Genomic DNA, 12,866 nt, shown 5'->3' on the forward strand with positions numbered 1-12,866 from the left:
ATGGCGGGCATCAGATGTAACATTCTTCACTGAGACACCGCCATCGGGAGCAAGCCCCCTCCCACATGGCGGGTCGCACTCCAAATCCAACCCGGTTTTAGTCAAACCCGAGATAAAGGCTCAAAACTGTCGCGATTCAGACTCACAGAGGCGAACTTGACCTACGTTACAGGTAGGACTGGAATCCTCTAACCAATCCGTATGATCTCCAACGCCTTGCAATGCTTTCAGAGTGCCTCCATAGTGACTCCGGACTGAGCCCGTAGCAGTAGCGCCGGGCTTTTTGCATTATGCGACCGGACCATATGGAACCGGCTCCCTCAAAGACGGCCTAATATGCGTTATCAATTGCCCCCGCGTCGAATCAGCATGAAGCATTTGTTCCCCAGCACCGCCCTCGCTTTTTTCATTGGTCTCGGCTTCGCGTCGATGTCGACCAATACGTTCGCAGCCAACAGCTGGGACAACCTTCAGCCTGATCGCGATGAGGTGATTGCCAGCCTTAACGTCGTCGAGTTGCTCAAGCGCCATCACTACAGCAAGCCGCCCTTGGACGATGCTCGCTCGGTGATCATCTACGACAGCTACCTCAAGCTGCTGGACCCCTCGCGCAGCTACTTCCTGGCCAGCGATATCGCTGAGTTCGACAAGTGGAAGACGCAGTTCGACGACTTCCTCAAGAGCGGCGACCTGCAGCCCGGCTTTACCATCTACAAGCGCTACCTGGACCGCGTCAAAGCGCGTCTGGACTTCGCCTTGGCAGAGTTGAACAAAGGCGTCGACAAGCTCGACTTCACCCAGAAGGAAACCCTTCTGGTGGATCGCAAGGACGCGCCCTGGCTGACCAGCACCGCCGCCCTCGACGACCTGTGGCGCAAACGCGTCAAGGACGAAGTGCTGCGCTTGAAGATCGCCGGCAAAGAGCCCAAGGCCATTCAAGAACTGTTGACCAAGCGCTACAAGAATCAGCTGGCACGTCTGGATCAGACCCGCGCCGAAGATATCTTCCAGGCCTACATCAACACCTTTGCGATGTCCTACGACCCGCACACCAATTATCTGTCACCGGATAACGCAGAAAACTTTGATATCAACATGAGTCTGTCGCTGGAAGGCATCGGTGCCGTCCTGCAAAGCGACAATGACCAGGTCAAGATCGTGCGTCTGGTGCCGGCGGGCCCGGCAGACAAGACCAAGCAAGTCGCTCCGGCCGACAAGATCATCGGCGTGGCCCAGGCCGACAAAGAGATGGTCGATGTGGTCGGCTGGCGCCTGGACGAAGTGGTGAAGCTGATCCGTGGGCCGAAAGGCAGCGTGGTGCGTCTGGAAGTGATTCCGCACACCAATGCACCGAACGACCAGACCAGCAAGATCGTGTCGATCACCCGCGAGGCGGTGAAGCTCGAAGACCAGGCGGTGCAGAAGAAAATCCTCAAGCTCAAGCAGGATGGCAAGGATTACAAGCTGGGTGTGATTGAAATCCCGGCCTTCTACCTCGACTTCAAAGCCTTCCGAGCCGGCGACCCGGACTACAAGAGCACCACCCGCGACGTTAAGAAAATCCTCACAGAACTGCAGAAAGAGAAAGTCGACGGCGTGGTCATCGACCTGCGCAACAACGGCGGCGGCTCTCTGCAGGAAGCGACCGAGCTGACCAGTCTGTTCATCGACAAAGGCCCGACCGTGTTGGTACGCAACGCCGATGGCCGTGTCGATGTGCTGGAAGACGAGAACCCGGGGGCCTTCTACAAAGGGCCGATGGCGTTGCTGGTCAACCGTCTTTCGGCCTCGGCTTCGGAGATTTTCGCCGGTGCCATGCAGGACTATCACCGTGCGCTGATCATCGGCGGCCAGACCTTCGGCAAGGGCACCGTGCAGACCATTCAACCGCTGAACCATGGCGAGCTCAAGCTGACGCTGGCCAAGTTCTACCGGGTTTCCGGGCAGAGCACCCAGCATCAGGGCGTGCTGCCGGATATCGACTTCCCGTCGATCATCGACACCAAGGAAATCGGCGAGAGCGCCCTGCCCGAAGCCATGCCGTGGGACACCATCCGCCCGGCCATCAAACCGGCGTCGGACCCGTTCAAACCGTACCTGGCGCAGTTGAAGGCCGACCATGACGCTCGCTCCGCCAAGGATGCCGAGTTCGTGTTCATCCGCGACAAACTGGCCCTGGCCAAGAAGCTGATGGAAGAAAAAACCGTCAGCCTCAATGAAGCGGACCGCCGTGCGCAGCACACCGACATCGAAAATCAGCAACTTGTGCTGGAAAACATCCGCCGCAAGGCCAAGGGCGAAGACCCGCTCAAGGAACTGAAGAAAGAAGATGAAGATGCGCTGCCGGCCGAGGCGGAAAAAACCAAGCCGGAAGACGACGCTTACCTGGCCGAGACCGGCCGGGTCCTGCTGGACTACCTCAAGCTCAGCAAACAGGTGGCCAAACAGTAAATGATGGCGATTTAATGTTGAACACTCTACGGAGTGTCATCATATAGACATCATTCTGTCGTGAAATGAAGGACCGCAGGCTCCATGCCTGCGGTCCTTTTTTTTCGATCGAGATCGCCATGACCATGACCGAACAGCTGAATGCATTGGGCTCTATTCTCGCTCATGGCAGTTTGCACAGCCTGTTCCAACCGATCATCTGCCTGTCCGAACGGCGTATCCTCGGCTATGAAGCCCTCAGCCGCGGCCCCTCCAACAGCCCGCTGCACTCCCCCGTCGCCCTGTTCTCGGTGGCCAGCCAAACGGGGCGACTCAGTGAGCTGGAAATGGCCTGCCGCGAAAGTGCGTGTCGACGCTTCAGCGAGCAGAAGCTGCCGGGCAAGCTGTTCCTGAATATCTCGCCGGAATCCCTGATGGAGACTGCGCACCAGCCAGGCCGTACCCTGCAACTGCTGCGCGATTTCGGCATTCCACCCAGCCAGGTGGTCATCGAGCTGACCGAACAGACACCCACCGACGATTTCGCACTCCTGCAAACCGCCCTGCACCATTACCGCGACATGGGCTTCGCCATTGCCCTGGATGACTTGGGCGCCGGGTATTCCAGCCTGCGCCTGTGGTCGGAACTGCGCCCGGATTACGTGAAGATCGACCGACACTTTATCGACGGTATTCACCAGGACGCACTCAAGCGCGAATTCGTCGGCTCTATCCTGCAAATCGCCAGGGCGTCCCATGCCCAGGTCATTGCCGAGGGCATCGAACTGCCTGGAGAACTCGCGGTATTGACGGAGATGGGCGTCGACCTGGTCCAGGGCTATCTGCTCTGCCGGCCCCAGGAACATCCGCCGCAAGAAGCGCACTTGATGCTGCCCAAGCAAGACAGTGCCAGCACCGCCCTCAGCGAAGAAGGCAGCGACCTCAGCGCCCTGCTCAACGAACAACCAGCGGTGGACCAAGACACCGCCACCGCCCAGGTACTGGAGTCGTTTCGCCGCCAGGCCAACCTGAACTCGCTGGCCGTGCTGGATCGACGTGGCCACCCGGTCGGCATTGTGCATCGACACTCGTTGTCCGATGCGCTGCTCAAGCCTTTCGCCACCGATCTGTTCGCGCGCAAGCCCATCAGCCGCTTGATGAGCGATGACTTTCTGGCTGTGGAGTTGAGCCAGTCGCTTCAGCAAGTCAGCCGCCTGTTGACCAGCCGCGCGCGGCAACGCATCGAAGAAGATTTCATCATCACCCTCAACGGGGATTACTTGGGCCTGGGCCGGGTGATCGATGTGCTCAAGCTGATCACCGAGCTGAAAATCCAGCAGGCACGCTACGCCAATCCGCTGACCCTGCTACCGGGCAACGTGCCCATCCAGCAGTGCCTGACGCGGTTGCTGCAGCAACAACGTGAGTCGGTGATTTGCTACGTGGATATCGACAGTTTCAAGCCGTTCAATGATATCTACGGCTACGGACGTGGCGATGAGGTACTGCTATGCCTGGCGCAATGCCTGAACGACCGGATCGACCCCAGCCGAGACTTCGTCGGGCATATTGGCGGTGATGATTTTTTGCTGGTGCTCGGCCCGCAGGATTGGCGCAAGCGGCTCAACCAGTTGCTGGATGATTTCCACACCCAATGCCGACGCTTCTATCGCGCCGAACACTTGGAGGCCGGCTGTTTCGTGGCGTTGAACCGCCAGGGTATACGTCAGGAGTTCGCGCTGCTGTCGCTGTCCATTGGCGTGGTGCATCTCTATCCACAGGCCTGTGGACAACTAGATGCCAGCCAGTTGGCGGAGCTGGCCTCCCAGGCCAAGCACCATGCCAAGAATGTGGCCGGTTACAGCATCCATGTCATCGACAGCGTGGAGACGCTGCCCCAGGCGCTTTAAGCCTCGGCGGATTCCGGGTACTCGTATTCGAATACCCGCACCACTTCCGAGGCATGCCAGGAGGCAGCAGCCACGCCATCGGATGGCCCACTGAAGCGCCCCAGGCGCTCTACACACTCAAAGAAACCGGTACGTGGCAGGCGGCTGGCGCCCTGGCTGATCACCAGGGAACTGCGCAACGGCTGCTCGGCCTTGGCATCCAGCGCCGCCAGGTGTTCGAGAGCGGCAGCCAGGGTTTGCATGGCAGGGGTTGGAAACTGCAGGCGCTCCAGCAGCGCGCGGTAGGTCAGTAAATGGCGCTGGCGGCGCGCCTGGTCCAACTCGTTGAGTAATCCATCCCAGTGTTGACGACTGATACGTAGGCTCAAGATTCATCCCTCCAACCTGCAACGCCCAATTCCCAGGCCAGGCTGCGGCGGATAGCGGCATCCGGCTGGCGCTCACCACTTTCAATCAATCCAAGATACGAGGGGCTGATCCCCACGGTGCGGGCCAGGGCTTCGATGGCCAGGCCCTTGCCTTCACGCAAGCCGCGCAGGTCGGCGAGAGGACGCAAAGCCTGATCAGGCGTGGCCTGGGTGGCAGAAGATGGAGTCGGTACGGGTTGTTGCTGGCCGGCAGCTTTAAGCAGCGCCTGGTACTGGTCCCATGGCAACACCGCGTATTCGGGTTCGCCATCGCGTGAAATGATCTGAATATCCATGACTGCCCCGTAGGATAACAACACTTACTAAGTAAGTTCTTTCCTTAGAAGTGTAATCCTAACAGCCACAAAGGTCGCAGGGGGATATAAGCACCGTCAGTTTTTTTGCGGGTTTTCCTCGGCCAGCAGCGCAGGCGTCGCCGGCAAGCGCTCAACCACCGCCAGCTTTTCGGGGCGCTGGGCGTCACGCCAGGCGCGAAAGGCGCTCAGTTCGCCGTCCAGGGTCTTCATGAGCCATGCCAGCACGGCGATGTCATCCAGCATACCGAATACGGGGATAAAATCCGGGATCGCGTCAATCGGGCTCAGGAAGTACATCAGCCCCGCCACCACCGAGATGAGTGCCTTTGGGCTGATGGCGCGGTATTCGCCACGCCAGTAAGCCAGGCACAGGGCCTGTAGCAGCTTTAGATCATCCTTGAGCTTGCCCAGGCGACTGCCCTGGCTCGACCCCTTGGCCGCAACGGCAAACAGCAAGGTGGGCAAGCGGCCGCGGCCGAGCAGGCGTGCAGCCATGGGCAGGAAACGGGTGAAATTGAAGGGTGGTTTCATTCGTCACTCCAGTTCCAGACGACAGAAAAGGTTATCCACACAAATTGTGGATAACCTTGTGAACAGAGCCTTTTTTCATGGCTGAAACCCTCTGTTTACAAGGCTTTCAGTTAGATCGGGCGTTTTTTGCGCACATTAAAAAAACCCAAGATTTCATTGACTTGACGTTGATGTGCGGCTACCCATGCTTGAGTCTTAGTTCAGACTGCGCGGCACAACGGACGTTCGATCAGATTCACTGCACGAACGAGGGGTTGGCGTTTCGCCAATATGCAGAAACAACAACGCCCCGTCAAAACGGGGCGTTGTGTGTTCAGGCGCCGATTACTTCTTGGCAGCTGGTGCAGCAGGTGCTTCAGGGGCGTCAGCCTTGGCCGGGTCCTTGATACCCAGCAGTTCCAGGTCGAATACCAGCACGGAGTTGGCCGGAATCGCCGGGCTCGGGCTTTGTGCGCCGTAGGCCAGGTCCGAAGGGATGTACAACTCGACCTTCTCACCCACGTGCATCAGTTGCAGGCCTTCGACCCAACCCGGGATCACGCCGCTGACCGGTAGGTCAATCGGGCTGCCGCGATCTACGGAGCTGTCGAAGGTGGTGCCATTGGTGAGCTTGCCGGTGTAGTGAACAGTCACTACGTCGGTCGGCTTAGGCTGAGCGCCGTCGGCCTTCTTCAGGATCTTGTACTGCAGACCGGAAGCGGTCGTGACCACACCTTCTTTCTTGCCGTTTTCTTCGAGGAATTTCTTGCCGGCAACTGCCGACTCTTCACTCATTTTGGTCATACGTTCTTCAGCACGTTTTTGCAGTGCGGCAAACGCTTCGACCAGCTCGTCATCTTTCAGCTTCTGTTCTTTCTTGCCGACGGCATCTTCGATACCTTGGGCTACCGCTTTGGAGTCCAGGTCATCCATGCCTTCTTGAGCAAGGCTTTTGCCCATGTTCAGGCCGATGCCGTAGGAAGCCTTCTGCGCCGGGGTTTTCAGCTCTACGCTGGTTTGCGAATCACAACCCGCAAGTACCAGGCTAACCAGGGCCACCGCCGCCGCCAACCGATGCTGTTTCATGCTATTTCCTTGTTCATGCGCCAAAAGGGCAATCGAATTAAAGTCGCGAGCTTATCAGGCGGCCACGACCAATGGCTACCGGCATCTGAGCGGGAAACTTCTGATAAGTTCACGTGTTTAAAAGCATTTTCATTCATCATGGGGGTCCGCGAAGGATCGCGGGACTACCTGTAACCGCGCTCATGGCCACTTGCCGCCCCCGTGGGGTGATGGCATAAGAGCGCTAACCCTCGACAAGGATAGTTATCTTGCGCATTTTTTCCCGTGTTTTACTCCTGATACTCCTGGCATTGGGCCTGCTCCTGGCCGTGGTGCTCTATTACACCGTCAACCCCAGGCTGCCGGACTACGTGCCCGTGCAGCAGGTGCATTACCAGGATCAATGGAGTGCCGCCGACCGTCAGACCTACTACTTCACGCCCCAGGGCACCCAGGTAAAGGGCCTGCATTACAACTGGTTCACAGCCCTGGAACTGCCCTTCTCGGAGCAGCGCTTTGCCACGCCCGAATACCTGGCACGCTTTGGTTTCCTGGTCGATCCCAAGCAGGTGCCCACCGCGCAAAACCCTGGCAACCTGCCCGTGGGGTTCGCCCGGCATCAGAACGCCGACAGCAAAGTGGAGTATCTGGATATCACCTGCGCCGCCTGCCACACCGGCGAACTGCACTTCAAAGGCCAGGCCCTGCGCGTAGACGGTGGCTCGGCTCAACATGTGCTGCCTTCCAGCGTGCCCACCTTGCGTGGCGGCAGTTTCGGCCAGGCCCTGGTGGCCAGCCTTGCCGCCACGTATTACAACCCCTGGAAGTTCGAGCGCTTTGCCCGGGAAGTGCTCGGTTTCGATTACGACGACAACAACAAGAAAAAACTGCGCGCGGACTTCAAGCAGTCCCTGGACCAGTTCCTCAAAGTCGCCTGGAACGACACCCACCGTGGCCTCTACCCCACCGAAGAAGGCCCCGGCCGCACCGATGCATTTGGCCGTATTGCCAATGCCAGTTTCGGCGATGCGATTTCACCGGACAATTACCGCATCGCCAACGCCCCCGTGGACTACCCGCATCTGTGGGATATCTGGACCTTCGATTGGGTGCAATGGAACGGCTCAGCCCAGCAACCCATGGCGCGCAATATCGGCGAAGCCCTCGGCGTCGGCGCCACCCTGAATTTCTTCGACAACGCCGGCCAGCCGCTGCAGGGGGACGCCCGCTACCCTTCCAGCGTGCGCGTGCGTGACCTGAACCTGATTGAAGAAACCCTGCAACACCTCAAGCCACCAACCTGGCCGGAAGACCTGTTCGGTGCCATCGACAAACCCCTCGCCGCCCAGGGCCGCGCCCTGTTCGCCGAGAACTGCGCCGGTTGCCATGTGCCCGCCGTCAGCCAGGAAACGGGACGCCCGGTGCAGCAACTGAAAATGCTCCCGGTCGAATACATCGGCACCGACCCAACCGCCGCAAGCAACATCGCCGACCACCGTTATGACCTGAGCGCCCTGCAATGGGACCCGGCGGAACTGGCCAAGCTCGATGTCCAGTTGCACCCGACCCCGACCGAACCGATGGACTTGAAAAAGATGTCCGTGGCCCAGGGCCTGGCCTACGTCACCGCCTTCGTCGAAGAGCACGCCTACCGCGCTGCCGGTGTGACTCCGGCCGAACGCCCGGGCCTGGACGGCTTCGGCCTGCCTATCGGTGTGCGCGAACTGCGCGCCTACAAGGCACGCCCGCTGGCCGGCGTCTGGGCAACCCCGCCGTTCCTGCACAACGGCTCGGTGCCCACGATCTATCAATTGCTTTCGCCCCAGGACGAGCGCAGCACCACGTTCTATAAAGGCACCTTCAACTACGACCCGCGCCACCTGGGCTTTGAAACCGCTGCCTTCAAGAACGCCTTCCTGTTCGATACCAAAATCACCGGCAACCACAACAGCGGCCATGAATTCCGCGCCGGTCAACGCGGCAACGGCGTGATCGGCCGTAGCCTGCAGCCACAAGAACGCTGGGCGCTGCTGGAATACCTCAAAGTGCTGGGCGGCCCGCTGGAGCAACAATTGCCATGATGATTCGATCCCAATACAACGAACGCTCGCTGCTCGCACGTCTCTGGCTGCGCCTGGGCCGGTTTCTCGGCAAAACCCTGTTGTGGCTGATCGGCCTGGGCGTGCTCGGCTGGCTGGGAGCCACTGCCTGGTTCGCCTGGCAGCACAGTGGCCCGGTGTCGCCGAACGAGCAGATCCCGGCCGGTGAAGCGGCCATGACCCAGGGCATCATCCAGACGGCGGTACGGATTGTCGACCAACACCGCGAAGGCACGCGCTACCTGCGTGATGCCCACGCCAAGGCCCACGGCTGCGTGAAGGCCGAAGTCAGCGTACTGGCGGACCTCGACTCCGCCTTGCGCCAGGGTGTGTTCGCCGAGCCGGGCAAGACCTGGCAGGCGCAGATGCGGCTGTCCAACGGTAATGCCTACCCGCAGTTCGACAGCATTCGCGATGCTCGGGGCATGGCGCTCAAGCTGCTGGATGTACCGGGCAAACAATTGATGGCGGACCAGCAAGCACGCACGGAACAAGACTTCGTGATGTTCAGCCACCCAAATTTCTTTGTCAGCGATGTGGCGGAATACGCGCAGAACATCGGCGCCCAGGCCGACGGCAAAAAGGTCCTGGCGTTCTTCCCCAAAGCCGACCCTCGCAGTTGGCAGGTACGCCATCTGTTTATCGCCCTGGCGACCTTGGCGCCGGCACCGGCGAGCCCGACGCAGGCGACCTACTTTTCAGTTTCACCCTACAAATTCGGCGCGGCCAATGCCAAATTCCGCGTCGCCCCCGACCCACAAAGCTGCCCGGAGTATGTGCTCCCCAAACAGAACCAGGACCTGCCGAATTTTCTGCGCAGCGCCTTGAACCAGCAACTGTCTATCGACCGTGTACCCGCCTGTTTTGTATTGCAGATTCAGCGGCAGAACCCGCAGAAATTCATGCCGATCGAAGACACCAGCATCGAGTGGAAGGAAAGCGATGCGCCCTATGAAACCGTGGCCAAGGTGCGGATTCCCGCGCAGGACTTTGACACACCGGCCTTGAACCTGGCCTGTGACAACCAGTCGTTCAACCCGTGGTTCGGGCTGGAGGCGCACCGGCCGATCGGGGGGATCAATCGCTTGCGCAAGGCGGTGTACGAGGCGGTCAGTGACTATCGGCATAGCCGCAACTTGTAATGTTGTCCGGGTCCCTATCCGTTATCGAGGTAACGGACAGGGACAGGGTAACCCGCAAAGAATCCGTATAGATCGCCTGCTCGGCATAACGATTACGTCACCCCTATTGAGCAACCCGCCCCACAGACTCTACCGTCACCTCCTACCCCTCAACCCGTAGGAAGTCATCGTGGAAAGCTCAACGTTAGGTATGGTCGTCCTCTCAATGATCGCGCTCTTCGGCACCGCCGCATTTTGCTTTGAACTGCTTGCCACTCGCGGCGAGAAGAAAAAGAAAGCCAAATAAGCTGATCGTTGAAATCAGCCGCCGCCCTTACTCTTGATGGGTGGTGAACAGGTGCGCAGCGGCAAAGTCCACGAACGCACGGATTTTCGGCGAGAGATGACGACTGGAGGGCCACAGCGCCCAGAACTGGCCTTGGTCATTGGAATGCCCGTTCAGCACGGTCTCCAACTGCCCCCTGGCCAACGCCTCCCGGGCCAGGAAATCCGGCATATAGGCGATACCATGGCCGTCGATGGCGGCCATGAGCATGGCTTCCATGTTGTTCAAGGTCATCGCGGTGGGCAGGCGCAACTGGGTGATCGCCGGATTGGCGGACAGCGTCCACTCCATTATTTTACCGGTAGTGGCAAACCGATAACGCAGGCAGGGGTGGTGCTCAAGGTCAGTGAGCGTTTCGGGCCGGCCGTGGGTTCGCAAGTACTCGGGCGATGCACACATGACAAAGCGGAACGGCCCCAGCCGACGCGCCATTAATGTCGAGTCGACCAAGTCTCCGCTACGAATCACTACGTCGAAGCCTTCTTCAATCACGTCCACCAGATGATCGTTGAAATCCAGCTCCAACTCGATTTCCGGGTAGGCCTCCCGGAACGCGACCATATGCGCCAGGAGAAAGCGATAACCGATGGTGGGCAGGCTGACCCGTAACTTGCCACGCGGCGCCTGGATGGCATGGGAGAGCATGGCGCGGGCGTCTTGCAGATCATCGAGGATTTTCCGGCAGCGCTCATAAAACAATTGCCCTTCGACGGTAAGGCTGACTTTACGGGTGCTGCGATGCAACAGCCGCACATTGAGCTCAGCCTCAAGCTTGGCGACGTTTTTGCCCACTGCTGAGGCGGAAACCCCCAAGACTCGCGCCGCGCCAATGAAGCTCAGAGCCTGTGCAGTCTTCACGAAGGCGATCACACCACTAAGGTTATCGGTCACAGCATTACATCCTTTTGTTCCGCTATGAGTGGAATTCCTGCCTGTTTATCATGAATTACATCCTGATTAGAGTCTTCATCTTTATAGACCAACGGGAATTCCCATGAACACACCCTCCGCTGCGGCTCATGGCGACTATGCCATCCTGATCGCGATCTGCCTGGCCGCTCTGGTTTTACCCATGAGCTTCACCGGAGGCGCCGTGGCGACGCCGTCCATTGGAATAGCGTTCGCTGCGCATCCCACGCAAATGGCCTGGATAACCAATGCGTTCATGCTCAGCTTCGGCAGCTTGCTGATGGCGGCGGGCACCCTCGCCGACCTTTATGGGCGCAAGCGCCTGTTCTTGTGGGGGATGGCGCTGTTTGCAGTGACCTCCCTGCTGCTGGCCATGGCGCCGGATATTTTCTGGTTGGACGTATTACGCGGCGTGCAGGGTGTCGCGGCGGCCATCGCCTTGGCCAGCGGCAGCGCGGCGTTGGCGCAGGAATTTGACGGGCATGCCAGGACGCGCGCTTTCAGCCTGTTGGGTACCACTTTCGGCGCGGGCCTGGCCTTTGGCCCGCTGATCTCGGGTGTGCTGATCGCACAGTGGGGCTGGCGCGCGATTTTTATAGCCACGGCCATGCTGGCGGGGCTCTCGCTGCTGTTCGCCGCACCCAAAATGCGTGAAAGCCGCGACCCGCAAGCACGCCGCCTGGACTTGGCCGGCATCCTGATGTTTTCGGCCATGCTGGTGAGCCTGACCACAGCGGTGATCCTGGCGCCGCAACAAGGCTGGACCTCAACGACGACGCTAGCCCTGCTCACAGTGGCGGTGATGTTCTTACTGATGTTTATCCTCGTTGAAAACCGCGCAAGCCAACCGATGCTGGATCTGCGGCTGTTTCGCTTTGCGCGCTTCATTGGCGTGCAGTTGCTTCCGATCGGCACCTGTTACTGCTACATCGTACTGGTGGTATTGCTGCCACTGAGGTTTATCGGTGTCGAAGGCGCCAGTGCATTTGAGGCGGGCCTGATGATGCTGGCGCTGTCGGCGCCGATGCTGGTAGTGCCTATGATCGCTGCGATGCTGACGCGCTGGCTGCCGGCTGGAATGCTGTGTGCGATTGGTTTTTTGATCGCCGCGGCGGGCTTGTATGGGTTGAGCCAGGGAACACCCGGTCATCCGCTGCAGACCGTCGTTGCCATGCTGGTGATTGGCATCGGTACTGGCCTGCCATGGGGCCTGATGGATGGCCTGGCGATCAGTGTGGTGCCAAAGGAACGGGCGGGGATGGCGGCGGGCATCTTCAATACAACCCGGGTGGCCAGTGAGGGTGTCGCGCTGGCTATCGTCTTGGCGGCGTTGAGCGCGCTGGTCGCGCATCATCTGAATGCCATCGCTGCGCAGGACGCTTCAGTGGTAGCCCAACAGTTGGTCATGGGTGACACGCCGCACGCCAGTGCGAACATTCCATTGGCGTTGCTACGTACGGCCTACCTGGAAGGCTTCGACACGTTGCTGCAATGGCTGGCGGCACTCACCCTGCTCACGGCAATGGTCGTTTTCGTGTTCCTGGGCCGCCGGGATATCGCGCCGATTGCGGCGAAGCAAGCCATTAAGTCGTTGAGCTGAATGACAGGCAAAAAAAAGCCCGCTCAATGAGCGGGCTTCTTGTGGCGACCTGGCGTTCAGTGTTCCAGGTTACCGAATATGGCGCAGCGGACGGGACTCGAACCCGCGACCCCCGGCGTGACAGGCCGGTATTCTAACCGACTGAACTACCG

Annotated in this window: 10 protein-coding genes; 5 read left to right on the forward strand and 5 right to left on the reverse strand. The window is 59.5% G+C overall.

The features are described from left to right. Positions 1-369: 369 nt before the first annotated feature. Entirely contained in the window at positions 370-2,451 is a 2,082-nt protein-coding gene (locus ACQRBT_RS00155; protein ID WP_232966038.1) for a carboxy terminal-processing peptidase, read from the forward strand. Between the two features lie 119 nt (positions 2,452-2,570). Next, entirely contained in the window at positions 2,571-4,340 is a 1,770-nt protein-coding gene (locus ACQRBT_RS00160) for a bifunctional diguanylate cyclase/phosphodiesterase (protein ID WP_060756999.1), read from the forward strand. Here ACQRBT_RS00160 and ACQRBT_RS00165 read toward each other — a convergent pair. The 4 genes from ACQRBT_RS00165 to ACQRBT_RS00180 all read right to left on the reverse strand — a co-directional run bounded on the left by ACQRBT_RS00165 (position 4,337) and on the right by ACQRBT_RS00180 (position 6,660). After that, a complete protein-coding gene (locus ACQRBT_RS00165) occupies positions 4,337-4,708 on the reverse strand; it encodes a hypothetical protein (RefSeq protein WP_005786715.1) in 372 nt (123 codons plus the stop codon). The two genes, ACQRBT_RS00160 and ACQRBT_RS00165, sit on opposite strands and share 4 nt — an antisense overlap. Then, positions 4,705-5,043 (reverse strand): helix-turn-helix domain-containing protein, encoded by a 339-nt coding sequence (locus ACQRBT_RS00170; RefSeq protein ID WP_412047742.1) that lies wholly within the window; start codon positions 5,041-5,043, stop codon positions 4,705-4,707. Before ACQRBT_RS00170 ends, ACQRBT_RS00165 begins: the two co-directional genes overlap by 4 nt. A 96-nt stretch (positions 5,044-5,139) precedes the next feature. Beyond that, on the reverse strand, positions 5,140-5,595 hold the full coding sequence (locus ACQRBT_RS00175; RefSeq protein ID WP_198763476.1) for a YkvA family protein: 456 nt from the start codon (positions 5,593-5,595) through the stop codon (positions 5,140-5,142). Between the two features lie 324 nt (positions 5,596-5,919). Next, a complete protein-coding gene (locus tag ACQRBT_RS00180; RefSeq protein WP_060756966.1) occupies positions 5,920-6,660 on the reverse strand; it encodes an FKBP-type peptidyl-prolyl cis-trans isomerase in 741 nt (246 codons plus the stop codon). Positions 6,661-6,908: 248 nt separating this feature from the next. Here ACQRBT_RS00180 and ACQRBT_RS00185 point away from each other — a divergent pair, with 248 nt between their 5' ends. After that, positions 6,909-8,720, forward strand: a complete 1,812-nt coding sequence (locus ACQRBT_RS00185; RefSeq protein WP_412047743.1) for a di-heme-cytochrome C peroxidase — start codon at positions 6,909-6,911, stop codon at positions 8,718-8,720. Further along, complete coding sequence (locus tag ACQRBT_RS00190) at positions 8,717-9,880, forward strand: catalase family protein (RefSeq protein ID WP_412047744.1); 1,164 nt, start codon at positions 8,717-8,719, stop codon at positions 9,878-9,880. Before ACQRBT_RS00185 ends, ACQRBT_RS00190 begins: the two co-directional genes overlap by 4 nt. A 313-nt stretch (positions 9,881-10,193) precedes the next feature. Here ACQRBT_RS00190 and ACQRBT_RS00195 read toward each other — a convergent pair whose 3' ends face one another. Further along, the gene (locus tag ACQRBT_RS00195; protein ID WP_060756963.1) at positions 10,194-11,096 is read right to left on the reverse strand and encodes a LysR family transcriptional regulator; all 903 of its coding nucleotides are present in this window, start codon (positions 11,094-11,096) and stop codon (positions 10,194-10,196) included. 103 nt (positions 11,097-11,199) lie between these two features. On the opposite strand from ACQRBT_RS00195, the gene ACQRBT_RS00200 reads away from it, so the two are divergent. Then, complete coding sequence (locus tag ACQRBT_RS00200) at positions 11,200-12,714, forward strand: MFS transporter (protein WP_412047745.1); 1,515 nt, start codon at positions 11,200-11,202, stop codon at positions 12,712-12,714. Positions 12,715-12,866 lie beyond the last annotated feature (152 nt).

This window comes from Pseudomonas sp. R19M, from assembly GCF_050312585.1.
Classification (GTDB): Bacteria; Pseudomonadota; Gammaproteobacteria; order Pseudomonadales; family Pseudomonadaceae; genus Aquipseudomonas; species Aquipseudomonas palleroniana.